The sequence below is a fragment of the Leucobacter chromiireducens subsp. solipictus genome (assembly GCF_016758195.1).
Classification (GTDB): domain Bacteria; phylum Actinomycetota; class Actinomycetes; order Actinomycetales; family Microbacteriaceae; genus Leucobacter; species Leucobacter solipictus.
On record NZ_QYAC01000003.1, the window covers coordinates 160,284 to 184,293 of the forward strand.

Here is a 24,010-nt window from a genome sequence, read left to right on the forward strand (position 1 = left end):
ACCCGCGCAGGGGCGACCGGCCCTACGCTTGAGGCATGACGGCAACACTCGTGGCGCACGGCCTCGCGGGCGGCTACGCCCACCGCACCCTGTTCGAGCAGCTGGATCTCACGGTCGCCCCGGGTGACGTCGTGGGCGTGGTCGGCGTGAACGGTGCGGGGAAGTCCACATTCCTGCGCATCCTTGCGGGCGAACTCGCGCCGCAGGAGGGCGAGATCCACCTAGCGCCGGCGGACGCGTTTGTCGGGTGGCTGCCGCAGGAGCACGAGCGCGTCGCGGGCGAGACCGTCGCCGCCTACATCGCCCGGCGCACCGGCTGCGCGCAGGCGACCGCGGAGATGGACGCGGCCGCCGCGGCGCTCGGAGATCCCGCGCCCGCGGCCCCCGGTGCGCCGGATCCCGCTGACGTGTACTCGGCCGCGCTGGAGCGGTGGCTCGCGAGCGGTGCCGCCGATCTCGAGGAGCGCATTCCCGCGGTGCTCGCGGAGCTGGGGTTGGGGCGCCCCGCGGGCGCCGGATCCCGCGCGGGACGGGCCGCGGCGGTCACGGAAGCATCCCTGATGACGTCGCTGTCCGGCGGCCAGGCCGCGCGCGTGGGGCTTGCCGCGCTGCTGCTCTCGCGCTTCGACCTCGTGCTGCTCGACGAACCCACGAACGACCTTGACCTCGACGGGCTGGAGCGCCTGGAGCGATTCGTGCAGGGGCTGCGCGGCGGCGCGGTGCTGGTGAGCCACGACCGCGAGTTCCTGGCCCGCTGCGTCACGCGGGTGCTCGAACTCGACCTGGCCCAGCACAGCACCCGCGTGTACGGCGGCGGGTATGAGGCGTACCTCGAGGAGCGGGCGATCGTGCGCCAGCACCAGCGTGACAACTACGAGGAGTTCGCGAGCACCAAGGCCGACCTCGTGGCGCGCGCACGCACGCAGCGCGAGTGGTCGAGCCAGGGCACGCGCAACGCGCTGAAGAAGTCTCCCGATAACGACAAGATCCGGCGCCGCGCGAACACCGAGTCGAGCGAGAAGCAGGCGCAGAAGGTGCGGCAGATGGAGAGCCGGATCCGGCGCCTCGACGAGATGGAGGAGCCGCGCAAGGAGTGGCAGCTCGAGTTCACCATCGGCGCGGCTCCGCGCTCGAGCGCCGTGGTCGCGACGCTGAACGAGGCCGTGGCCCGGCAGGGGGAGTTCACCCTCGGACCGGTCTCGCTGCAGCTGAACGCGGGCGAGCGGGTCGGGATCACGGGGCCGAACGGGGCGGGCAAGTCGACCCTGCTGCGGCTGCTGCTGGGGAGGCAAGCCCCGGATGCCGGATCGGCAACGCTCGGCTCGTCGGTGGCCATCGGCGAGGTGGATCAGGCGCGTTCGCTGTTTCACGGTGACGCGCCGCTCGCGGACGCGTTTGCGGCGCTCGTCCCGGAGCTCGCGTCCGCCGAGGTGCGTACCCTGCTCGCGAAGTTCGGCTTGAAGACCGATCACGTGGTGCGGCCGTCGGGCGAGCTGTCGCCGGGGGAGCGCACACGGGCGGGGCTCGCCTTGTTGCAGGCGCGCGGCGTGAACGTGCTGGTGCTCGACGAGCCCACGAACCACCTGGACCTGCCCGCGATCGAGCAGCTGGAGCAGGCGCTGGAAAGCTACACGGGCGCGCTGCTCCTGGTGACGCACGACCGGCGCATGCTGAGCACGGTCCGCTTGGACCGGCACTGGCATGTCGCGGAGGGGAAACTCAGCGAGCGCTAGGTGCCGATGCCGCCCGCTTCGGGATCGGCGGCGGGGGTTGCGATCGCCAGGATCGGGTCGGTGGTGGGGAGCCGCGTCGGGGAGCCGCCGCGTTCCTCGACCGTCACGGCAACCGCGTCGCCGGGCCGGAACCCGGCCGCGAGCACGGCCGCGTTCTGCTCGGCGTCGGGACGCACCACGCCGAGGGAGACCGGCTGGCTGTCGCGCACGATCCAGAGCTCGAAGTCGCGGTCGGCGTCGAGCTGCGGCAGGCCGTCCGCAAGCAACACGGCCTGGCCCACGGAGTCCGACCAGTGCAGCGTCGCGCTCCCCGCTCCGGCGATGCGCACCGTCGACGTCTCGGCGTCCGGCGCGCTGGCCACCGCGTCGAGCGCCACCACGACGGGGTCCCGGGGCGTGAGGAGTCCGCTCAGCGGGAACGAGAACGACACCGCGAGCAGCACCGCCACCATCCCGGCCACCAACAGCCAGCCAACGCTGCGCCGCGACCGAGATGTCTGCGTCTGCTCATCGGCGTACTCGTCGGCGTCGAGCTCTTCGAGCTCGGGGATCCGCGCCGCCGCGGGGCGTGACGGCGGTGGCACCTGCCGCGGTGCCGGGCGTGACTCGCCCCAGAGTGGGGGCTCCTCGAACTGCGGGGTGGTGGCGATCGCATCCAGGATCGCGGCGCGCGCCGCAGGAGGAGGGGCGACGGGTGCTGCGACGGCCGACAGCTCGGCGGCGGTCGCGCGATCCTCGTCGACGATGCGCTGCCACTCCGGGTGCGCTGCGAGCGCCTGCGAGAACGCCTGTTCTTCGTCCGGCGAGAGCGCGTGGAGGGCACGCACCGCGGAGAGTTCACGGAACTCAAGCTCGGTCATCGCGTTCCCTCCAGTGCCGCTCGAAGCCGGGTGAGGCCGTCTCGAATTCGTGTTTTGATCGTGCCGAGCGGTGTCTCCAGGAGCACCGCGATCTCGCTGTGGCTATAGCCACCAAAGTACGCGAGGATGATGGCACGGCGCTGGGGTTCGGGGAGCGCGTCGAGCGCGTGGACCGCGCGGCCCCCGTCGACGAGCAGGGCCACCTCCTCGTCGACCCCGGGAACGGCGTCGGAGACCTCGCGGGCCCCGGCAGTCAGATCCCGGCGCCGGGACGCCTGGGACGCGCGGACACGATCCACGGCTCGGCGGTGCGCAATCGTGAGGAGCCAGGTGCGGGCACGGCCGCGGTCGGCGTCGAACGACTGCGCCGTCTGCCACGCTTCGAGGAACACCTCTTGTAGCACCTCTTCGCTCTGCGCGCGGTCGACGAGTACCCGCAGGATCAACCCGAACACCCGCGCTGCGAGGAGATCGTAGAGGGTGGCGAAGGCGCGCTGATCGCCGAGCGCTGCGCGCCGCAGCGCCGCGTCGGCCGGATCGGCGGTGCCGCCATCCTCCGAAAACTCGACCCCATCGATGACCATCGCCTCCAGCATGCCGTACTCACCTCCGATTTGTCGCCGTCTGCGCCACGCGAGTCTCAGCCGAACGTGAACGAGTACACCTCGACGCCGGGCGTCACCGCGAGCTCGAGGGTGCCCGTGTCGGGATCGTCGTCCTCGACCAGCCGGATCGACCGCGGGGTGCCGCTCACCTCGATGGTGCGCGTCCCGCCGCCCGAGAGGTCGACCGTGACGGTTCCCGTCCCCGCGACGACGGTGCGCACTTCCTGCCCGCGGTAGTTCAGGCGGATGGTGCCCTCAGCGGTGTCGCCCGGGGTGGCAAACTGGGTCTCGATGTCCCAGGTGCCGTCGAGGGCGAAGGTGTCGCCGGGCTGGGTCTCCGGGAAGCTGAAGTCGCCGGTCCCGGCGCGGTACGCACCAGCGCCGGCATAGTTGTGGTCTTTCGCGGAGCCGAGGAACGTCTCGGGGGTCGTGCTCCCGAGCTCGGGGGTTGCGTCGCTCGTGTCCGTCGCCGCGGGGAGCGTCGCACCCGGGGTGGCGTCCTGCAACAGTTCGCGGATCAGCCGCTCCGTGACCGCGTAATTCCCCTCACCGAACGAGATGTGGCGCACCGTGCCCGCGGCGTCGATCAGATAGTGTGCCGGCCAGTAGCGGTTGCGGTAGTTCGTCCAGGTCGAGAGCGAGTTGTCGAGGGCCACGGGATAGTCGATCCCGAAGTCTCGTATCCCGGCCTCGACGTTGGCGCGTTCTTTCTCGAAGGCGTACTCGGGGGAGTGCACGCCAATCACGGTGAGTCCCGCGTCGCGGTAGGCCTGATCCCACGCCACCACGTGCGGCACTGATCGCTGGCAGTTGATGCACGAGTACGCCCAGAAATCGATGAGTACCACCTGGCCACGGAGCGCTGGGAGATCAATGGCTTCCCCGTTTGGGGTGTTCAGCCAGGCTTCGATCCCGCGGAGCGCCGGTGCGGTTCCGCACTCCGCAAGTTCTGGCGCGTTGTGTGCGCAGCGGTCCAAGTCACGGTTCTCATCCGTGACAAGGCCGCCCAGTTGCAGCGCGTTTTTCCCGGCGTCACTCTCTGCGAGGTCGCGCTGTAGGCCGGCCGTGTAATCGGGCAGGAGTCGCTGCAGCGTCTGGGGAAGATTGAAGGCGAGCCCGATTGCGAGCGCGATGAGGGCGACGCCGCCGACGATCCGGATGGTGCGTTCGTGCGTGCGGAAGCCACGAATGCGCCCGGCGACGCTGCGGCCCGCGAGCGCAAACACGAGGAGCGGGATCGCGACGCCGAGCGCAAACGACACCGTGAGGAGCACGGTTTCCACGCCGATCGCGCCGGTCGCCCCGGCCACGATGATCGCGGCGAGCACCGGCCCCGCGCACGGGACAAAGACGGTGCCGAGCGCGAGCCCCATGCCGAAACCGCTCCCGCCGTCGCCCACTGTGCGCCGAGGGAGACGCTGGAAGGGTTTCTCGAGGAGCTGTTCGAATCTTGGGAACAGCATGCCCACGCCGATGATGGCCAGCACGGCGACACCGGCCCAGCGGATTGTGCTCTGCGGGATCGAGAGCAGCCCGAGGAGGAGGGAACCCAGCAGCGTCACCAGGGAGAAGCTGATGACGAGCCCGGCGATCACCCAGTACGGCCGGCTCGGTTTCGCCGGAATCACCTCCGGGGCCTTGCCGGGGGCCGCGGGGTGCGCGCCCGCGGTGAGGAAGATGACGGGGAGCACCGGCAAGATGCACGGCGAGATCCCGGTGATGAGTCCGCCGAGCAGACCGATGAGCACAATATCCATGAGCAGCCCTCTCTGTTGCGAAGTGGTTCGGTGCGGGGGCCGGATCGGATTGCTTTTCGACGGTCTGGGGCGTGAGCGGACTGGCCAGGAAAAATTCTGCAAGAAAGCTGCAATCCGATCCGGTCGGGGCTCCGAAGACGTTCACAAGCCGCGAGAATCCGCGGATTGAATTCTGAGGAGGAACCATGTTCACGAAGAAGAAGACCCTCGGCACCGCCTTCGCCCTGACACTCATTGGGGCAGCCACACTGACGGGGTGCTCGATGGGGGCGTCCTCGGACGCGGGCACGGAAGAATCGGCTGCACCGAAGCAGTCGGAGTCGCAGGCGCCCGACACCTCGGCTGGGACGATGGATCCTGCCGCGAATCTCGTCGGATCGGGCTGTAGCGCCTACGCGGAAGCGGTGCCCGACGGTGCCGGATCGATTCAGGGCATGTCCCAGGATCCCGTGGCTGTGGCAGCGTCGAACAACCCGATGCTCACCACGCTTGTCTCGGCGGTGAGCGGCCAGCTCAACCCCAAGGTCGACCTGGTTGACACGCTCAATGGGGGTGAGTTCACGGTGTTTGCCCCGGTCGATGACGCCTTCGGCAAGATCGACGCGGCCACCATCGACGCCCTGAAGACGGACAGCGAGCTCCTCACCCAGATTCTCACCTACCACGTGGTGCCCGGTCAGATCGAACCGAACGACATCGCGGGCTCGCATGAGACCGTCGAGGGCGACAGCCTTGACGTCACCGGTTCTGGCGACACGCTGCAGGTGAACGGCGCCAACGTGATCTGCGGCGGCGTGCAGACCGCGAACGCGGTGGTGTACCTCGTTGACAGCGTCCTGATGCCGCCGGCCGACGCGGAGTAATTCGCGGGTCCGGCCCGGCCCCCGTCACCGCATCGCAGCGGCCGGGGGCCGGACTATGCCCGGGGCTCGCGAGCGTCGTCGGTCGCGCCGGGCCCCGACTGGACGAGCTGCCACGCGTCTGAGACGAGCGCGCGGGCCTCGGCGGTGGACAATTGCCCCGTCAGCCAGCGGCCGGACACGCCCTCGATGATCGCGGTGAGGAGCACCGCCGCGCGATCCGCGGGGAGCCGGAGGGCGGCGCCGGCCAGGTCGCGCTCCAGGTCGGCCTGCCACTGCTGGGTCGATTCCGCGAGGGAGTCGCGCAGCGCCTCCTCGAATACGGCGATCGCGCGGATCTCGTTCCACACGATGGAGTTGTCGCGCACGGCCGCGGTGTCCGCAATGTCGGTCAGGAGCGTGGCGCGCACCGGATCGGTGTCCGGCGCCACCGAATCGGGGTGCCGGTCGGGCAGGCGCTCGCGCGAGGCCTCGTGCACGAACGACAGGGTCGCGGACATGAGCCCCTCCCGGTCGCTGAAGTGGTAGTACACCAACCCCACGGAGACGCCGGCTTCTTTCGCGACGTCACTCACCCGCATTCCGCGAATGCCGTCGGCCGCGATCCGTCGGGCGCAGGCCTCGAGGATGCGCGTGCGCGTCGAATCTGCCATTGCTGATCGCTCCCCTCGAAGACTGCGGACGGACTCTACGTTAGCGGCCGCGCGCGCCGGGCACGGGGCGTGGGCCGCGGACACGCTCGAAGTCCGCGGCCCACGCGAGGAGTCGGGGATCGCTGTAGGCGGCCCCCGCAAAGGTGACCCCCACGGGCATGCCGGTGGACGGCATGGTGCCCATCGAGGTCGTGACCGTCGGCACGCCGAGGTGCCGGATCGCGAGGTTTCCGTTCGAATAGTGGGTGCCGTTGCGCCAAGCGTGGTCCGCGGCGCGCGGGTCGTGATCCGCGTGTGCCGCACCGACATCCGCGTTCGCCGGAAACACCACCGCGTCGAAACCCTCGCGCTCCAGCCACTCCTCGAGGAGCGTGCGTCGCAGTTCCTCGAGCTGCGCGAGCGCGCGCGCGAAACCGGGGATCGCGGCGGGATCGACGCCGGGTCCGTCGTGGTCCCGGGCGCGAGGCAGGGCCGCGACGATGGCGAGGATGTCCGAGTAGCGATCCGTGTTGTCGGCGACCTCCGGGTAGCGGTCCGGGAGCGTGCCCGTGGGCAGCGGGAAGATGGTGGCCCCGTCGACCTGCGCGAGGCGGTGGAGCGCCGGATCGCCGTTCGCGCGTAGGAAGTCGTCCCAGGCGGCGGCGACGAGGGTCGTGAACTCGTGCGTCATCCAGTCGGCGGGCAACTCGGCGAAGGTGTCGAGTTGCTCGTGCGTGGGATCGGTGCCCTCGTAGCGGTCGATGAGCGGGAAGTCCGTGACGACCACCGTTGCCCCGGCCGCCTCCAGCGTGTCGCGGGTGCGTGCCCAGAGGGCGCGCACGTCCGGGTGAACCTCCAGCGGAGCGTCGGGGTCCTCCCCGAGGTAGCGGCGCGGAACCGCGAACCGTGCGCCGCGGAGCGCGCCGGGGGTGGCGAGCTGGCGGTAGTCGCTCGGGCGGTGCGCGCTGGGCAGCGGCAGGGGAACCGCGGTTTGGGCCCGCCAGAAGTCGCCGCGGCGTTCCGGATCGTCCTGCACGAGCACGTTCAGTACTTCGAGCAGGTCCGCGACGGTCTTGGTGTGCGGCACGATCACGTCGCGGGTGGGGAAGAGCGGCCAGTTTCCGCGCATCGAGAGGAGGCCCCGGGATGGCGTGTAGGCAACGATCCCGTTGTTGGAGGCGGGACTGCGTCCGGAGGAGACCGTTTCCTCGCCCATGCCGAACTGGCACAGCGACGCGGCGACCGCGACGGCGGAGCCGTTGGAGGAGCCCGAGGCGTACGCGGCGGCGAGGTAGTCGGGGTGAAAGGGGCTTTCGGCCCGGCCGTAGAGGCCGCGCTGCATGCCGCCGTCGGCCATCGGCGGCATGTTCGTTTTCCCGATGAGTACCGCTCCGGCGTCGCGCAGCAGCAGCACGGAGTGCGCGTCCCACTGTGCGATCAGGCCCTGAAACGCGGGGGAGCCGGACGCGACGGTGAGGCCCGCCACCATGTACGAGTCCTTCACCGTGAACGGGATGCCCTCGAGCGGCCGGGCCTCGCCCGCTCGGATCCGGGCGTCGGATGCGCGAGCCTCCGCGAGCGCGTGCGGGTTCCGCACGACCACCGCGTTGAGCTCGGGCGCGGCGGCGATCCGCTCGAGGTGGTGGGCGAGCAGCGACTCGGCGGTGGTGCGCCCCGCCTGGAGCGCGGCGCGCAGTTCGGCGATGGACGCGTGGTCGAGAGCGGCGGTCAAGCGGGGCCTCCTGGGGTCACAACGGCTTTGACTGAATATTCAGTCAGTGTTACTGTAGCGCCGAACGACGGAGTTTCCAAAGGAGAACGAAGTGAACGCAGCAGGACCACAGCGAGCCGCCACGGGAGCGGCGACGAAGCTGATCGACCAGTTCGGCACGGTGGAACGCGCGGGGGTCGACTACGTGCCAACGGCCGACCGCACCTCCTCGCCGGGCAACCTCTTCCGGGTGTTCCTGGGCGGCAACCTCGCGCTGTCGGTCGTGATCTTCGGGTGGCTGCCCGTCACCTTCGGCCTGAACTTCTGGCAGGCGATCGCGTCGAGCGCGGTCGGGCTGCTGATCGGCCTCGCGCTCATGGTGCCGATGACCCTCCTGGGTGCACGCACCGGCACCAACAACCCGGTGTCGAGCGGCGCGCACTTCGGGATGCGTGGCCGGCTCCTCGGCTCCACGCTCACCCTGATGTTCGCGATCGCCTACGCCGCGATCGCGGTGTGGACCTCGGGTGAGGCGCTGGTCGCGGGCGCGCACCGCCTCTTCGGGACCCCGGAGAACAGCACCGCGCTGCTGATCGGCTACGCGATCATCGCGGTCGAGGTGGTCCTCATCGCGCTCTACGGGCACGGCACGATCGTGGCCCTGCAGAAGTTCATCATCCCGATCGCGGGCGTCCTGCTGATCGTGGGCCTCATCGCGTTCGCGCCCGAGTTCTCCCCGACCCGGACGTCCGGCGAGTACCTGCTCGGCGAGTTCTGGCCGACCTGGCTGTTCGCGGTCACCATCTCGATCGGGGGACCGCTCTCCTACGCGCCCTCGGTGGGGGACTACACGCGCCGGATCAATCCCGGGCGGTTCACGGATCGACAGGTGGCCCTGGCCAGCTGTGGGGGGATCTTCGCGGGGCTGTTCGCGACCGCGAGCTTCGGGGCGTTCACCGCGAGCACCTTCGAGACCCTCTCGCCGTCCTACGTCGCCGACCTGGTGGCGCACGCCCCGGGCTGGTACCTCGTCCCGTTGCTGCTCCTCGCGATCATGGGCGGCTTCGGGCAGGGCGTCATCAACATCTACGCGAGCGGACTCGACCTCGAATCCATCGTGCCGCGGCTCAGCCGCACCCAGACGACGCTGATCACCTCGGGTGTGGCGCTCGCCGTCATGTATCTCGGCGTGATCGCGACGGACGCGATCTCCTCGATCACCGCGATGACGGTGGTGCTCAACGCGTTCGCAGGACCCTGGGTGGTGATCAACGGCATCGGGTTCCTCGTGGCGCGGCGCGGCCGCTACGACCCGGTCGCGCTGCAGCGCTTCGGGCTGGGCCACTCGGGCGGCCGCTACTGGTTCAGTCACGGCTGGAACTTCCGTGCCGTGATCCCGCTCCTCGTGGGTGCCCTGGCCGGCCTGCTGACCGTGCAGAACGAGCTCTACGCGGCGCCGCTTGCCGACGTCGCCGGCGGCCTCGACATCAGCCTGCCGCTCTCCGTGGGCGTTGCCGCCGCGCTGTACCTGCTCGCGCTCCGTATCTGGCCGGAGCGCGGGGTGAACGACGGCGTCGCCGCCGTCGAACGTCCCCAGTAGCGGTGGTCCCTGCCCCTCCCTCATTTGCCCGTACCGAAAGGACCCACACATGACTTACACGCCGACCCAGGCCCCTGCCTGGCAGATGCCCAGCGAAACCGACCCCCACGAGCGCGTCTTTATGGCGTTCCCGCCGCGCGGGGAATCGTTCGGAAACGCGAGCGAGGACACCGAGGATGCGCGCGCGGCCTGGACCGCCGTGGCGCACGCGACGGCGGACTTCGTTCCCGTGACAATGGTCGTCGATCCCGCCGACCGCGCGGTGGCGCAGCGACTGCTCTCCGCGGAGATCACCCTCGTCGAGGCGCCGCTCGACGACGCGTGGATGCGCGACATCGGCCCCACGTTCGTGCGCGGATCCGGCGGACGGCTGGGTGCCGTGGACTGGGTGTTTAACGGCTGGGGGCAACAGTCCTGGGCCGCCTGGGAACGGGACCGACACATCGGCGCATTCGTCGCGGAGCTGGCCGGGGCGGAACTCGTGAGCTCCGAGCTCGTCACCGAGGGTGGCGGCATCCACGTCGACGGGCAAGGCACCGTGCTGCTCACCGACACCGTGCAGCTCGACCGGTTCCGCAACCCGGGATGGTCGCGCGATGCGATCGAGGCGGAACTGCGGCGCACGATCGGTGCGGACCGGGCGATCTGGTTCCCGCGCGGGCTCCACCGCGATTCGCAGCGCTTCGGCACCCGCGGTCACATCGACATCGTGGCCACCATGCCGGACGCGGACACCCTGCTCGTGCACCGACAGCAGGACCCGAGCCACCCGGATTTCCACCTGTGGGAGGCGCTCGAGCGTGTCATCGAAGAGTCCACCACGCACGCGGGGACGCCCTGGCGGGTGATCGAGCTCGACGCACCCACCCGGGTCACCGACGAGGAGGGCTGGACTGACTACAGCTACGTGAACCACTTGGTGACCAACGGTGCCGTGATCGCCTGCACCTTCGACGACCCGAAGGATGCGGACGCGGCAGCGCGACTCGCGGAGGCGTACCCGGGCCGCGAGATCGTCGGCGTCGACGCGCGCAACATCTTCCGCTACGGCGGCGGCATCCACTGCATCACGCAGCACCAGCCACGGGTGTAGCGGGGCGCAGAAACCGGGGCCGACGGAACGCATCGGGCCGACGGGCGGTCGCCGTGCGAGCGCCCGTCGGCCCCACATCTGATGAGCAGGAAAAGACTGTTAGGCTCTTCGCGAGATGGGGTCCGTCCGCACGCACTGCGCTCGACTGGGAGAGTCAATGGCTATCGTGAACACCGCACCGACGACAGGCGAAGAGACAACTGACGTCCAGCGCTCCGCAGCGGACCGGTTTATGCGTCGCCTGCTGCGCGTCTCCGAAATCAAGAAGACCCCGTTCATCGACCGGGACGCGCACCGGAACTTCCGGGTTGCCATCATCATCTCGGGGGTGCGGTGCCTGATCACCTACCTCCTGATCCCGATCCTCGTTCCCATCGTTGGCGTCGCCGGGGTCCTGGCCGCGCCCGTTGGCATAGTGCTGTGCGCGATCGCCGTGGTGAACGGCGTGATCAGCGTGCGCCGCTTCTGGGTCAGCGACCACCGCGGCAAGTGGATGTACACGTGGTTCATGGTGTTCGTCTTCGCGGTGCTGGCGATCGCCCTCGTCTCCGACATCACGCGGATGGTGAACCCCGCATGAGCGCCGCACCCGATCCCCGGACCGACGGGACCCTGAACTCCGATCCGGCCGCCGAGCCGGCGCTGGATCCGGCAACCGTGGACAGCACCGCCATGGAGAGCGCCGCGACGGATGACGGCCCGGAGAAGCTCCCCATGAATACCTGGGTCACCCTGGGGTTGTTCGCCGCATTTGTCGTCGCATTCGGGACGTGCGCGTCGAGCTTCATGTTCAACTAGGGGTGCGCGGAGGCCCGGAGGGTGCCGTTCCCTCGCAACGCTCCACGCTGAGACCGTAGCTCACGGAGCGATCGCGCTCAGCGAAGCCCAGCCGCTCATACATGGCAAGTGCGCCGCTCGGGTTGTCCGCATCCACGTCAAGTTCGACGCTCGAGAACCCTCGGGCTTCGTGGGCGCGCAGTGCCGCCGCGATGAGTGGCGTGGCGAGCCCGGTGCCACGCCAAGCTCGGGTGACTCCGATCGCGTCGAACACGCTGAAGCGCTCACCGTGCAGCACCCACTCTTTCCGGTTGACCGCGGCAAGTACAAAACCCGCCACCTGGTGCGGGTCCCGTAGTGTCCCGCGCCCACTCAGTGCGAGCAGCGAAATGCCGGGTGCAAAGGTGTGATCGCGCCCCTGGCGACGCCAGTCGCGCCGCGAGATCGGGGTGAAACCCCAGTGGTCGCGAAACGCGTCGTTGAATGCGATCCGAGTGCGTTCGGAATATCGAAGGGCAAACGGCCGAAGCTGGATCCCGGACGGCAGCGTGCGCACGGGAATGCTCGGCGCGGGAGCCGCTGACGCCGGTGCCGTGGTGCCCAGGGGGCGACGCAACCGGAGCCAGGTGCGGACTGGAGTGTGGCCTGCGGCGCGGTACAGCCGTGCCGCGGGGGAGCCTGGCGTGTGTGCGAAGGCGGTGAGGAGCTGGGGGAACCCAGGATGATCCGGGGTGCGGGCCGTGGGGGCGGGGCGTGCCCCGAGTTCCCGGCCACGGTGCTGCTGCCATACGAAGAGCGCCCGGCCCACACCTCGGCCGCGGATCCGTGGGTGCACGGTTCCCTCGAGGCGGACCTCGATATGGGCAGGGATCGCGCGGAAGGGGTCCGGTGCCGGGTCGTCCTCGCGGACGCAGGCACCGTACGCAAGTGCCGTCCCGCCCGGGCCGATCGCGATAACCCCGTCGCGTCGCGGCACGAAGTTCGATTCGGCAAAGAGCGACGCGACGGTCGCGCGCTCGTGACGTTCGTGGGGATGGTCGACGCGCCCCGCGGCGAGATGGAGGCGATGGATCAGTGCGGCATCGGTCTTGCGCATCGGGCGCCAGCGGAGCGGAGTCTCGCCTGCCTCGGCCGGGAGGCCGGCAGAAGCTTCCGGCGATGCGTGAGCAGGGGGTGGAGGGTGCATGCGGGAGCGTCCTTTCGCGCGGGGGTGAACTCCTGAATCTATCTTTTCTGATACGATCGTGTCAAGAAAGAGAGAAAAGTGCGAAAGGGGTGAGGCGCAGTGGGTGCATCGCAGAATGACGATCCGGCGCGCAGCGAGACTGTGCTGCGTATGACGGCGGCCGACAAGGTACTGGTATGGGGGGTGTGTGGTGGCGCTGGAGTGGGGCTGGGGTTTGCCCTGCCGTGGCTGCTGCAGCACGTCGCGACGTGGCCGATCCCGTACCTCGACGTTCTGAAGTTCCTGGGCTCGTTTGAGCATCCCCTGATGGTGGCGGGTCGCCCGGCGGTGCTGGGGATTATTGGCTTGGTGATTGCGTTCGTGATCACGTCCCAGAGCGCGGTGCTCACGCTGAGTGACCGGCAGATCCAGATTCGCGAGGGAGATGACGTTCGCGTCGTGGCTCGGGAGCAGGTCGGTGGCGTCTATCGTCACGGCGGCAAGGTGCGTATTGAGTCGGTGGCAGGGCGCGTGCTGTTCGACGACGACGTCGAGGGCGGGAAAGCTGTGATCGCGGCCGCGTTTACGCGGCACGGGTACCCCTGGGAGAGCGTTGATGCACGGACGCCGCCGGCGGGCCCCTGAGCGCGATACGGTATCCGTATGACGGTCGAGGTGGTGGAAGCGAAGACCATTGAGGTGTCGCCCCGCACGATCATCGAGGGCTGCCTGGGGGTGAACGGGCGAGCTCAGCTCGACTTTCTGTATGACGTAGGCCTCGAACTGGGCGTTCCTGAGCAGCGTGTGCGGCTCGCAATCCGGCGCATGGAAGCCGCGGGATCGTTGCGTCAGCTGGGGCGTGGCCGTGCGGGGCAGCTCGAGCGTACCGGCCCGGCCATCGCCGAGGCCGCGGCGGAGGAGCGGCTCGTCGACTTTGCGTTCACGCAGGATGCGGGCGGTGCGCCGTGGGATGGGCGGTGGCGGATTCTCGCATTCTCAATCCCCGAAGCGGAGCGCGCCGAGCGAGACGCTGTGCGGGGCGCGCTGACGCTCCTCGGGGCCGTGGCACTCGCACCGGGGATGTACCTGTCGTCGCACGAACTCGGCCCCGAGGTGGGCCGGCTCCTCGCGCTCAAGGGCTTCGAGTCCCGGCTGATTGAAGCCGCAACGACCGAGCTCCACGTTCCGGGGTGCGCGGATGACGTGGCGATCGCTGAACGGTACTGGCCGGCCGAACCGACGCTTGCGGCGTATGCGCCTCTCGGGCGTGAGCTGGTCCGCGCGGAGCGTACCCGCCCGGACGGTCGGGTCGCGATCGCCGCGCAGGCGCTGCAGCTGAGCGAGGCTCTGGATCAGGCGCTGCGGGCCGATCCGCTGGTGCCACGGGAGCTCCGGGCGCGTGACTGGCACCCCGAAACCGTGCGGCGGCGGTTCCTGCGCGTGTGGGAAGACCTCCGGGCGCTGGCGCCAGAGCTCCCCATGTTCGAGGACGCGCCGCTAGCCACCTGACCGCCGCGCGCTTGCGAGCGCCGCACCCCCTACAGCCAGCGCGCCCAGCGCCACGAGCGCGCAGAACACGAGCCCCGCGGCGATGAGTCCGAGCGGGCCGGTCAGCACGCCGACGCCGATCGCGGGAATCGCGAGGAAAACATAGAGCCCGGCGAACAGTGCGGAGGACACGCCGCCGCGCTCGGCGGGCGCGACCTGTTCGGCCGTACTCGCGATGCCGGCGTTCAGGCAGAGGCCGCTCGACACTCCGAGCAGGGCGGACGCGATGAGGAGCGGCGCGAGGGTCTCGGATGCGAGTGCAAGGGCGAGGATTCCGGCCCCGATGGCCAAGCCGCCGCAGCCGACGGGGATCCCGACGGCGGGGCGCAGCCGTCGCGCGACCAGCTGCCCCGCCGCCATTCCCGCGAAGGTGAGGAACACCACGAACCCGGCGAGCGCGGGGCTCGGAAGTCCGAGATGCCGGGCAAGGAACAGGGCGGAGACGGAGGTCAGGACCCCGGCGGTCGAGAAGCCGATCCCGCCCGCGCACACGGCGCGGATGAACGCACCGCGGATCTGCGCCGGGACGCGCAGCCGCTGGGGCCGGATCCGGAACCGGCCGCGCTGTGTCGGGGCGGGCGTCCAGCGGGCGAGGCCGATGAGCGCGATGACGGCGAGGGCAAGGTGGAGCGCGAAGGGGGTGACGAGGGGTGCGCCGCCCGCGGTGGCGATGAGGCCGGCGCTGAGCGTTCCGAGCGCGAGGCCGCCCGAGTTGGCGGTGACGGCCACGGTGGCGGCCAGCGCCTTGCGGTCGGCGGGGAACAGGTCGATGACGGCGGCGGTGCCGGCCCCGCTCATCAGCCCAGCCCCGATCCCGGACACCACCCGGGCGATCACGAGCAGGGGGAGGCTCCGCGGGAGGAGGAAGAGGGCGGCGCTCGCGAGCGCGAATCCGAGCGCGATGATGAGGACGGGGCGTCTGCCGAGCTCGTCAGAGAGCCGGCCGAAGAGGAGGAGCGCGCCGACGACGCCGAGCGCGTAGACCGCGAAGAGGACCGTCACGGTCAGGGGCGTGAAGCTCAGCTCGCTCGAATAGATGGCGTAGAGCGGGGTGGGAAGCGTGGTGCCCATCATGGTGACGGCGAACGCGACCGCGGTCGCGACGATGGCCCGCCGGGATGCGGCACCCCAGTGGGGCGTCGGGGGTGTGGGCATGCGGTGTCCTCCTGTGGGGCCGGGCGTGCGGCCGGTGCATTAACGAGACAGTGTGTATCGCAAGCCTACTCCCGGACTTCCAAGACAGCAAGTCTCGAAAATGGTACGGTCGAGGCATGTCCGCCACACCTCGCCCGCAGGGCCGCCCACGGAGTGAAGACGCGCGGCGCGCGATCCTCCACGCCGCGGACGATCTCCTCGTAGCCGAGGGGTACGCGGCGCTGACGATGAAGGGCATCGCCGAGAAGGCGGGTGTGGGGCGTCAAACCGTCTACCGGTGGTGGTCCTCGAAGGCGGAGATCCTGCTCGAGGCCAGCGCCGCCGACGCGGCGCGGGAGCTCACGGTCGCCGCGGCGGGGCCGCCCGAGGCGGTCGTGACTGAGTTCCTCGCGGCGCTCGGTGCCTTCCTCACCGCCTCCGACGCGGGCCTCGCGTACCGCGCGCTGCTCGGGGAGGCCCAGCACGACCCGCAGGTGGCCGAGCTGATGCGCGGCCAGGACGTGCTGGGTGACGCCGCCCGGGCCGTGATCCGGCGCATCCGTGGCGCTGGGCCGGGCGAGCCCGAGCTGAGCGACGACGCGCTCGTCGCGGAGCTCGTCGGGCCGACCCTGTTCCGCGTGCTCGCGGGGGGCACCGCGCCGGCCGCCGCGGACCACCGCGCGCTCGCGCGGCGCTTTCTCCGCCCCACGTCCCGCACCGTGCCCGGAGACGACTAGTCCAACGCGGCCAGTCGCAGCTGCAGCCACAGCGTGAGGGTGCGGTCCGGATCCTCCAGATCGATGCCGAGTCGCGTCGTCGCCTGGCGCACGCGGTACCGCACGGTCTGTTCGTGAATGTTGAGGCGCTCCGCTACGCGCGGCGCGCTCCCGCGCTCCTCCAGCCAGGCGAGGAGGGTGGCCCGCGTCTCCGCCTCTGCCGGGCCGAGCAGCGTCTCCGTCTCGGGGAGTTGCAGGTCCGTGGTGCGAAGCGCGTCCGCGCACTGCCGAAGCACCAACTGCGGCTGCACCTCGTCAGGCGTTGCGACCGCGAGGCGCATGGAGCGCGCGCACTCGGCCACGCGCACGGCCCGCTCGTAGTCCTCGACGAGTGAGGAACTGGGCTTGCGGGGGTAACTGAGCCCGCAGTGGCAGGCGGTGCCGACGAGGCGCTCGAGCTCGGGCAGGAGGCGTTCAAGCGAGCGCACCACGGGCCCCGTCGAGCTCGTGGGGAGAAGCGCCACCACTTTCCCCTCCATCACGCTGCAGATGCTGCCCGGGAAGTACACGGACAGGTGGCGGGACGCGGCGGTGCGGATCTCGCTCAGGTCGCCCTCGAGGATCGCGCCGCTGTCGATCGCGAGCACGAGGCAGTTCTGTTCGGGCCGGAGTCCCAGCACGGTCGAATCGTTCTCGTGCGGGGTGCCCGTGAATAGGCGGCGCAGCGCCGTTTCTTTGGATCGTTCATCGCCGTGGTCGAAGCGCCAGGCGTCCACGATGTACCCCGAGGCCAGCTCCGCCGCGCTGCGCAGCACCTCCTCCTTCTCCGGGGAGAGCGGAGTGGTGAGCTCGTCGCCCGCAGGATCGATCACCCAGATCGAACCCAGCGGAATGTTCCCTGCCCGCAGCGGGAGCGCCGCACGCGGCGCGAAGCCGTTCTCCGTGGGAAACCGTGAGATCCCGTCGGCGGCGAAGACCTGGCGATAGCGGACCTCGTTGAGCGGACCGTCCGGGGTGCGTCGGGTCAGGATCCCGTTTGCGCGGAGAGCGTCGATCGCCTGGCCGGGGAGTGCGGAGTAGGCGAGGATGTTGCGCCGATGATCCTCGATCGCGACGGAGCCGCCGAACGCCTGCGCGACGGAGTTCGCGAGCGAGAACAGCCGATCGCCCGAGTTCGTGCCGAGCTGCAGGCCGGCCCCGTGCTCCCCGAGGAGGCGGCTCACCAGGGCATCAAACTCTCGCCAGCCGACGGCCGCGGTGAGGTTCAGGAGCTGAATGTCGTGCTGCGCGCACGCCGCCACGAGCGCCGCGCCCTCGGGGCCATTCGCGCCGCGCGCCACGATCCCGCTCACACGCGCCTCGCCGAGCCGGGCGCAGAGCGCATCGAGACGTTCGGTGCCCAGTTCCGCGTGCGCCGTGAGCATGATGAGCTGCCCGGCGAGCTGCTGCTCGCCCACATCGGTGTCGTAGTACGCCACCCCGATGAGCGCCGCGGGGCGCCGCGACTCGTGGAGCACCGTGAGGACGCCGTGCCCCATCTGGCTCACGAGATTGCCCATGGGAAGCCCGGTCGACAGCGGAGGGAGGGCGCTGGTGCGCGGAATCGATAAGACCACGGGTGAACATTAGCGAATCCGATAACTGTTCGGGGGTTTTCGCTTTCTACAGTCGGTAGAGACGAAAACAAAGGAGTTCCCCAGTGGCAGGTAGCGGGTTTCACGATCCTCGGTTCGCACGGATCTTTCCCCCGAACGCAGCGGTCCGCGACAACGGCGTCCTCGAGGTCGGCGGCTGCTCGGTCCCCGCGCTCGCCGAGGAGTACGGCACGCCGCTGTATGTGATCGACGAACAGGGGCTGCGGGAACGCATGCGCGCCTACCGCGAGGGGCTCGCCGCCCGCTGGCCGAACAGCCAGGTGGCCTTCGCCTCGAAGTCGTTTCCCGTGCTCGCCGCCTACGCCATCGCCGCGGCCGAGGGGCTCGCGATCGACGTGGCCGGTGCCGGTGAGCTCTTGCTCGCCCTCGAATCCGGGGCGCCGGCAGAGCTGATCCACCTGCACGGCAACGCGAAGAGCCACGAGGAGCTCGTGCTCGCGGTCGAGGCCGGGATCGGCGCGATCGTGCTCGACGGGGAGGCCGATGTGGAGCGCCTCGACGACCTCCTGACGCGGCCCCAGGACGTGCTGATTCGGATCATTCCCGGCGTGGACCCGAACGTCCCCAAGGCGATCTCAACCGGGGGGTCCGCCTCGAAGTTCGGGCTGCCGATCTCGCAGGCGAAGGAGCTCATCGCGAAGCTCGAAGCGCACCCGTTCATCAACGTCGTCGGCCTGCACCTCCACATCGGATCCCAGGTGCTCGAAGTGGAGCCGTTTGAGCGCGCGGTCGAGGCCGTGCGCGAGCTGGGCGAGTTCCCCGTCTACAACATCGGCGGCGGCCTCGGCGTGAACTACAACGTCACGCACGACGCCCCGAGCCTCGACGCCTATCTTGACGCGATTACGGCCGCCGCGGCCCGGGTACTCCCGGCCGGCAGCCGCCTGATCATCGAACCCGGGCGCTCCCTCGTGGCGCGCACGGGAATGACCGCCTACCGCGTGAACAACGTCAAGCGGACGGGGGCGACCTTCGTCGCCGTCGATGGCGGCCTCGCCGACCAGATGAACGTCGCGCTCATGAACATGGAATTCACGCCGATCGTGGCGGATCGGGCGAACGCCGCCCCGGACACGACCGCGCAACTCGTCGGACGTCAGTGCGAGTCCGGAGATCTGCTCGTGGATCGGGCCGAACTCGCGGCGCCCGCACCCGGCGATACGATCGTGCTCGCCGCGACCGGGGCCTACGGCTACACGCTCTCCAACAACTACAACGGGGCGCTGAAGCCGGCCGTGGTGTTCTGCCGCGACGGCGAGAGCCGCCTCGCGGTGCGCCGGCAGACCTACGCCGAGTTCCTCGGCCATCATGTCGGCCCGAGCGAGGAGGCCTGGGCCTCCTAGCCCACCGCCCCTCGCGCCCCACTCGTTCATTTCCCACCCACACCGTCCCCCGACCACATTCCCCAAGGAAGAGGAACCCCCATGAAGAAGCTCGTTCAGATCTCCGCCGCCGCAGCGCTCGCCGCCATGCTCGGCCTCACCGCCTGCTCCGGCGGCGACACCGGCGGCACCGCGACCCCCTCCGCCGATCCGGCGACGCAGGTGACCTCCGGCATCGACGAGGCCGCCGCGGCGGCGCTTCCCGAGTCGATCCGCGAGTCCGGCGTGATCCGCGCCGCCGCGGGGATCCCGTACCCGCCGTTCATCATGCTCGACGGCGAGACCCAGAGCGGCCTCGATCCGGATCTGGCTCAGGCGCTCGGTGAGAAGCTCGGCGTCGAGTTCAAGATCTCGCACCAGGCCTTCGAGACCGTGATCCCGTCGCTGCAGGCCAAGAAGTTCGACATCATCATGTCGGGCATGAACGACACGATCGAGCGCGAGGCGACCCTCAACTTCATCGAAGAGATCTACGCCGGATTCACCATCGTCGTGAAGCAGGGCAACCCCGAGGGCATCACCGGGCTTGACGATCTGTGCGGGCACCCGGTCGCCGTGCAGAAGGCGAGCGCCCAGCTCGAGCTGCTGAATGAGCTCGCTGCCACCTGCAAGGCGGAGGGGAAGGGCGAACTCGTGATCCAGCAGCTGCCCACCGCGCAGGACCCGCAAACCGCGCTGAAGGCCGGCCGCGTGGTGGCCTACCCGGTTGACGCCCCCGTCGCCGCCTACACCGTGGCCACCGCGGGCGACGGCAAGGACTTCGAGATGGTCGACGATCCGGAGTTCCCCGCCGGGATCAACCCCGTCTACACGGGCATCGGCACGCTCAAGGAGAACACCGAGCTCACCGAGGCGCTGCGCCTCGCCCTGCAGGCACTCATCGAGGAGGGCGTTTACCAGGACATCCTCGACACCCACAACCTCGGGAAGTTCGCGACGGACGAGGCCATCGTCAACGGCGCGTCAACGGAAGGCTAAGACCGAACCATGAGTACCTCAACTGTGACGGCGCCGGCGCAGGATCGGAGCTTCGACATCGAAGCGCTCCCGCTCCGGCGGCCGGGGCGGTGGATCTGGGCGATCGCCCTGATCCTGTTTGCCGCCTGGTTTGTGCAGGCCCTCTGGACGAACAAGAACATCGACTACTCCGTGGTGGGGCAGTACATGTTCAACCCGGAGATCGTGTCCGGCGTGGGCGTGACGCTCCTGATCACCGCGATCGCGATGATCATCTCCACCGTGCTCGCCGTGATCCTGGCGGCGATGCGGCTCTCGGGGAACCCCGTCGCGGTCGTGTTCTCCTCGTTCTACGTGTGGCTGTTCCGCGGCACGCCGCTGCTCGTGCAGATCGTGATCTGGGGCTATTTCGGCCTGATCTTCGAGAAGATCACCCTGGGCATTCCGTTCACCGACGTGGTGTTCTGGGAGATCGACACCAACGTGCTGCTCACCGCGTTTGTGGCCGGCATCATCGCGCTCACGCTGAACGAGGCCGCGTACTCGGCCGAGATCGTGCGCTCGGGCATGCTGTCCGTCGATGCCGGGCAGAAGGAGGCGGCCGCCTCGCTCGGCATGAGCCCGCTCGCCACCTTCACGCGGATCCTGCTGCCGCAGGCGATGCGCGTGATCATCCCGCCGCTCGGCAACGAGTTGATCTCCATGATCAAGAACACCTCGTTGCTCTCGCTGATCGCGGTGATGGAGGTCTACACCCGGGCCACGCAGATTTCGGCGCAGAACCTCAAGCAGGTCGAGCTGCTCATCGTGGTGAGCATCTGGTACCTCCTGATCGTGTCGATCCTCTCGATCCCGCAGTTCTACCTCGAGCGCTACTTCGGCCGTGGGGTGGAGCGCAATGCTCCGGCCTCGCCGCTGCAGAAGGCGCGCGAAATGACCGGCGCGATCGCCGTCCAGTTCCAGGGAAAGAAGAAGGGGGAGCGCAATGGCTGAGCTCAGCGATACCGCCCTCGTCCAGCTCCGCGGGGTGCGCAAGCACTTCGGCAGCCTTGAGGTGCTCAAGGGCATCTCGATGGATGTGCACGCCGGCCAGGTGTCGGTGCTGCTCGGCCCGTCCGGCTCGGGCAAGTCCACGCTGCTGCGCTGCATCAACCACCTCGAAACGATCGACGGGGGCCGGATCTCGGTCGACGGCGAGATCGTCGGCTACCGCCCCGAGGGGGAGCGGCTGCGCGAAATGCACCCCCGCGAGGTCGCGAAGCAGCGCCGTTCGATCGGCATGGTGTTCCAGCGCTTCAATCTGTTCCCGCACAAGACCGCGCTCGAGAACATCATCGAGGCCCCCATGGTCGTCTCACGCCGGAGCAAGGCGGACGCGATCGCCGAGGCGCACACGCTGCTGCGCCGCGTCGGCCTGGACGCGTGGGCGGACCATTACCCGTCGCAACTCTCGGGCGGCCAGCAGCAGCGCATCGCGATTGCTCGAGCCCTCGCGATGAAGCCCAAGCTGATGCTGTTCGACGAGCCCACCTCCGCGCTGGATCCCGAGCTCGTCGGCGAGGTGCTCGACGTCATGAAGGAGCTTGCGAACGAGGGCATGACGATGATCGTGGTGACCCACGAGATCGGCTTCGCCCGCGAGGTGGCCGATCAGGTGGTGTTCATGGATGGCGGCGTGGTGGTCGAGGCCGGTGCCCCGGCCGACGTGATCGACCACCCCCAGCACGCCCGCACCCAGGGCTTCCTCCACAGCGTGCTCTAGCGCCACCCGCCCCGCGGCCCCCTGGGCCCGCTCCGCCCGCGGCCACGCCGTACTATCCCTCCTCTTCCTCCCGCTCATTCCCTCGATGGGTGAGTTTCTGGGGCTTCGTGAACCTGAAGCCCCAGAAACTCACCCATCGATGCGTATATGGCGGGCCCGCGGCGGGCCGGGGCGAGCGGGGCGGGCCCGGGCCGCCCCCGGGCGGGGAGGCGCTAGGGCGCCGCGAGGGCGAGGCGGGGCCAGGTCGCGGTGTCGCGGAGGAGCTGCCGGTCGTGACTCGACACGACCACGGCGGCCGGAGTGGCCTGCAGCGCGTCGGTGAGTTCGTCGACGAGCGCGATCGAGAGGTGGTTCGTCGGCTCGTCGAGCAGCAGCACGTGCGGCCGGGCGGCGAGCACGAGTGCGAGACTGAGCCGGCGCTGCTGCCCCATCGACAGGTCCCCGATCCGTTTCCCCGCGTCGCGCGATCGGAGCAGCCCGAAGGACGCGAGTCCCGCGGCCGCCGCCGGGTCGAGCGTCCCCTGAGCGATCAGCGCCTCCACGCGCGTCGCGAAGAACTCGCTGGCGCGTCGCGCGGCGGGCAGCGCGCTTTCCTGCGGCAGGCTCCCCACCCGTGCCGTGCGCGCCGCCCGCCGCGTCCCGGAGCTCGGGGCGAGTGCCCCACCGAGCACCTGCAGCAGCGTGGTCTTGCCCGCGCCGTTCGGGCCCGTCACGAGGAGCCGGTCGCCGCTCGTGAGCGCGAGGGTGACCGGCGTGTGCAGGCGGCCGGTGACCGCGGCCTCGTCGAGCGACACGAGGTCGACCCCTGCCCGGACGGGGAGCTCGGGGAAGGCGAAGGCAAGGGGCGGTTCGGGCAACGCGATCGCGTGCGCGTCGAGTTCCTCCTGGCGTCGATGTACGCTCTGCACGATCCCGCCGGCACGGGTCGCCCGGGCATGCTTCCCGGTGCCCTTCTCGGGCCGCCACCCGGAAACGAGCCGGTTCTGCGCGGCGCTCAGGTTGTCCTGGAGGCGCGCGTGCTCGGCCTGCTGTCGCTCGTAGGCCTGTTCCCACCGTGCCTGCGCGGCGGCGCGATCCTCCCGGTACCCGGCGTACCCGCCGCCAGAGATCCGGGGCCGGTCGTCGGGCGTGGGATCGAGGTCCACGATCGTTTCGGCGACGTCCGCGAGGAGCGCCCGGTCGTGGCTGACGAGCACCACACCGCCGCGCCGCTCGCGGAGCTGCGCGGTGAGAAACTCCAGCCCGCTCCGATCGAGGTGGTTGGTCGGCTCGTCGAGGAGGAGGAAGTCGTCGTCGGCACCGAGCACGCAGGCGAGCCTGACGCGATAGCGCTGCCCCACCGAGAGCGCGGCGAGCTCCCGGGTGAGGTCGCCCTCGGCGGCGAGGGCCGCGAGGGCGATCTGGACGCGGCGCTCGGCGTCCCACGCATCGAGCGCCTCGGCGTGTTCGAGCGCGGCGGCGTAGCGAGCGGCGGCAGCGTCGGTGCCCGCGGAGAGCTGTGCGGCGGCGGCGTCGAGCTCGGCGAGCGCGGCGAGCGGTTCGGCGATCGCTTCGGCGACGGCGTCACCGACGGTGCGCCCGACGGGCGCGGACATTTCTTGCTCGGCAAGGGCGAGCGTCCCGATCCGGCGCACCGTCCCGCTGCTCGGGGGGAGCGTGCCGGCGAGCGCGTGCAGCAGGGTGGACTTGCCGCGGCCGTTTTCGCCGATGATCGCGATGCGGGATGCGGGGGAAACCGCGAGGTTCACCCCGGTCAGGACGTGCATGGTGCCGCGGATGACGGCGAGATCTGTTGCGGTGAGTTGGGCGCGGTGGCGCGCGGGTACACGATGGGTCGATGGCATGGTGCAGTTCCTTCTGCCTGGGCATTCCGTCGCACGGTGACGACGGGTACGCCAAATAACGGCGACCGGTGCGGTCTCGGTGAGCGTGGGTCCGCGCGCTCGGAGTAGCTCGACGAGCGTGGCGCGGGCTCGGCCGTTACAGGAAGTAGTGGTGACGCATGCGGCCATGCTACCACCGCGATGCTGACGCAGGCCGGACCAGGGCGCAGGATTTTTTGT

The 24,010-nt window shown here is 69.9% G+C and carries 22 protein-coding genes; 13 read left to right on the forward strand and 9 right to left on the reverse strand.

The genetic code is table 11. From position 1 onward, the window contains the following. The first annotated feature begins 35 nt into the window (after positions 1–35). The gene (locus D3230_RS06570) at positions 36–1,733 is read left to right on the forward strand and encodes an ABC-F family ATP-binding cassette domain-containing protein (RefSeq protein WP_202344236.1); all 1,698 of its coding nucleotides are present in this window, start codon (positions 36–38) and stop codon (positions 1,731–1,733) included. On the opposite strand, the gene D3230_RS06575 is transcribed toward D3230_RS06570, so the two are convergent. Genes D3230_RS06575 through D3230_RS06585 form a run of 3 tightly spaced genes read right to left on the reverse strand, consistent with a single transcriptional unit; the run spans position 1,730 to position 4,955 of the window. After that, positions 1,730–2,593 (reverse strand): anti-sigma factor, encoded by an 864-nt coding sequence (locus D3230_RS06575; protein WP_202344237.1) that lies wholly within the window; start codon positions 2,591–2,593, stop codon positions 1,730–1,732. The two genes, D3230_RS06570 and D3230_RS06575, sit on opposite strands and share 4 nt — an antisense overlap. Beyond that, positions 2,590–3,189: an ECF RNA polymerase sigma factor SigK gene (sigK, locus tag D3230_RS06580; protein ID WP_237467117.1), complete on the reverse strand. Its 600-nt coding sequence runs from the start codon at positions 3,187–3,189 to the stop codon at positions 2,590–2,592. The genes D3230_RS06575 and sigK overlap by 4 nt, the downstream gene beginning before the upstream one ends. A gap of 44 nt (positions 3,190–3,233) precedes the next feature. Next, a complete protein-coding gene (locus tag D3230_RS06585) occupies positions 3,234–4,955 on the reverse strand; it encodes a cytochrome c biogenesis protein CcdA (RefSeq protein ID WP_202344238.1) in 1,722 nt (573 codons plus the stop codon). Positions 4,956–5,140: 185 nt separating this feature from the next. On the opposite strand from D3230_RS06585, the gene D3230_RS06590 reads away from it, so the two are divergent. Continuing rightward, positions 5,141–5,818, forward strand: a complete 678-nt coding sequence (locus D3230_RS06590; protein WP_202344239.1) for a fasciclin domain-containing protein — start codon at positions 5,141–5,143, stop codon at positions 5,816–5,818. 53 nt (positions 5,819–5,871) lie between these two features. On the opposite strand, the gene D3230_RS06595 is transcribed toward D3230_RS06590, so the two are convergent. Then, positions 5,872–6,468 carry a TetR/AcrR family transcriptional regulator gene (locus tag D3230_RS06595; RefSeq protein WP_202344240.1) on the reverse strand — a complete coding sequence of 199 codons (597 nt, stop codon included), beginning with the start codon at positions 6,466–6,468 and terminating at the stop codon, positions 5,872–5,874. A gap of 40 nt (positions 6,469–6,508) precedes the next feature. After that, a complete protein-coding gene (locus tag D3230_RS06600) occupies positions 6,509–8,179 on the reverse strand; it encodes an amidase (protein ID WP_202344241.1) in 1,671 nt (556 codons plus the stop codon). A 91-nt stretch (positions 8,180–8,270) separates the two neighbouring features. Here D3230_RS06600 and D3230_RS06605 point away from each other — a divergent pair, with 91 nt between their 5' ends. From D3230_RS06605 to D3230_RS06620, 4 genes are all read left to right on the forward strand, one after another. Then, on the forward strand, positions 8,271–9,758 hold the full coding sequence (locus tag D3230_RS06605) for a cytosine permease (RefSeq protein WP_202344242.1): 1,488 nt from the start codon (positions 8,271–8,273) through the stop codon (positions 9,756–9,758). 49 nt (positions 9,759–9,807) lie between these two features. After that, positions 9,808–10,851, forward strand: a complete 1,044-nt coding sequence (locus tag D3230_RS06610; protein WP_237467118.1) for an agmatine deiminase family protein — start codon at positions 9,808–9,810, stop codon at positions 10,849–10,851. A 157-nt stretch (positions 10,852–11,008) separates the two neighbouring features. Further along, entirely contained in the window at positions 11,009–11,431 is a 423-nt protein-coding gene (locus D3230_RS06615) for a hypothetical protein (RefSeq protein ID WP_202344243.1), read from the forward strand. Beyond that, positions 11,428–11,649: a hypothetical protein gene (locus D3230_RS06620; protein WP_202344244.1), complete on the forward strand. Its 222-nt coding sequence runs from the start codon at positions 11,428–11,430 to the stop codon at positions 11,647–11,649. Before D3230_RS06615 ends, D3230_RS06620 begins: the two co-directional genes overlap by 4 nt. Here D3230_RS06620 and D3230_RS06625 read toward each other — a convergent pair. Continuing rightward, positions 11,642–12,724: a GNAT family N-acetyltransferase gene (locus D3230_RS06625; RefSeq protein ID WP_237467119.1), complete on the reverse strand. Its 1,083-nt coding sequence runs from the start codon at positions 12,722–12,724 to the stop codon at positions 11,642–11,644. The two genes, D3230_RS06620 and D3230_RS06625, sit on opposite strands and share 8 nt — an antisense overlap. A 189-nt stretch (positions 12,725–12,913) precedes the next feature. Here D3230_RS06625 and D3230_RS06630 point away from each other — a divergent pair, with 189 nt between their 5' ends. Together D3230_RS06630 and D3230_RS06635 are read left to right on the forward strand one after the other, a co-directional pair. Next, on the forward strand, positions 12,914–13,438 hold the full coding sequence (locus D3230_RS06630; protein WP_202344246.1) for a YqeB family protein: 525 nt from the start codon (positions 12,914–12,916) through the stop codon (positions 13,436–13,438). An 18-nt stretch (positions 13,439–13,456) separates the two neighbouring features. Next, positions 13,457–14,302: a PaaX family transcriptional regulator gene (locus tag D3230_RS06635; protein WP_202344247.1), complete on the forward strand. Its 846-nt coding sequence runs from the start codon at positions 13,457–13,459 to the stop codon at positions 14,300–14,302. Here D3230_RS06635 and D3230_RS06640 read toward each other — a convergent pair. Further along, the gene (locus D3230_RS06640; RefSeq protein WP_202344248.1) at positions 14,291–15,496 is read right to left on the reverse strand and encodes an MFS transporter; all 1,206 of its coding nucleotides are present in this window, start codon (positions 15,494–15,496) and stop codon (positions 14,291–14,293) included. The two genes, D3230_RS06635 and D3230_RS06640, sit on opposite strands and share 12 nt — an antisense overlap. A gap of 116 nt (positions 15,497–15,612) precedes the next feature. Between D3230_RS06640 and D3230_RS06645 the strand changes: the two genes are divergently transcribed. Continuing rightward, a complete protein-coding gene (locus D3230_RS06645; RefSeq protein ID WP_202344249.1) occupies positions 15,613–16,212 on the forward strand; it encodes a TetR/AcrR family transcriptional regulator in 600 nt (199 codons plus the stop codon). Here the strand turns inward: D3230_RS06645 and D3230_RS06650 are convergent. Beyond that, entirely contained in the window at positions 16,209–17,807 is a 1,599-nt protein-coding gene (locus D3230_RS06650) for a PucR family transcriptional regulator (protein ID WP_202344250.1), read from the reverse strand. The genes D3230_RS06645 and D3230_RS06650 overlap by 4 nt on opposite strands. A gap of 83 nt (positions 17,808–17,890) precedes the next feature. Between D3230_RS06650 and lysA the strand changes: the two genes are divergently transcribed. The 4 genes from lysA to D3230_RS06670 all read left to right on the forward strand — a co-directional run bounded on the left by lysA (position 17,891) and on the right by D3230_RS06670 (position 21,947). After that, the gene (gene lysA, locus D3230_RS06655; protein ID WP_202344251.1) at positions 17,891–19,189 is read left to right on the forward strand and encodes a diaminopimelate decarboxylase; all 1,299 of its coding nucleotides are present in this window, start codon (positions 17,891–17,893) and stop codon (positions 19,187–19,189) included. An 81-nt stretch (positions 19,190–19,270) separates the two neighbouring features. Continuing rightward, positions 19,271–20,206, forward strand: coding sequence for an ABC transporter substrate-binding protein (locus D3230_RS06660; RefSeq protein ID WP_202344252.1), 936 nt, complete (start codon positions 19,271–19,273; stop codon positions 20,204–20,206). A 9-nt stretch (positions 20,207–20,215) separates the two neighbouring features. Further along, the gene (locus D3230_RS06665) at positions 20,216–21,178 is read left to right on the forward strand and encodes an amino acid ABC transporter permease (RefSeq protein WP_202344253.1); all 963 of its coding nucleotides are present in this window, start codon (positions 20,216–20,218) and stop codon (positions 21,176–21,178) included. Then, the gene (locus D3230_RS06670) at positions 21,171–21,947 is read left to right on the forward strand and encodes an amino acid ABC transporter ATP-binding protein (RefSeq protein ID WP_202344254.1); all 777 of its coding nucleotides are present in this window, start codon (positions 21,171–21,173) and stop codon (positions 21,945–21,947) included. Before D3230_RS06665 ends, D3230_RS06670 begins: the two co-directional genes overlap by 8 nt. 212 nt (positions 21,948–22,159) lie before the next feature. Here D3230_RS06670 and D3230_RS06675 read toward each other — a convergent pair whose 3' ends face one another. After that, entirely contained in the window at positions 22,160–23,791 is a 1,632-nt protein-coding gene (locus D3230_RS06675; RefSeq protein ID WP_202344255.1) for an ABC-F family ATP-binding cassette domain-containing protein, read from the reverse strand. Positions 23,792–24,010 lie beyond the last annotated feature (219 nt).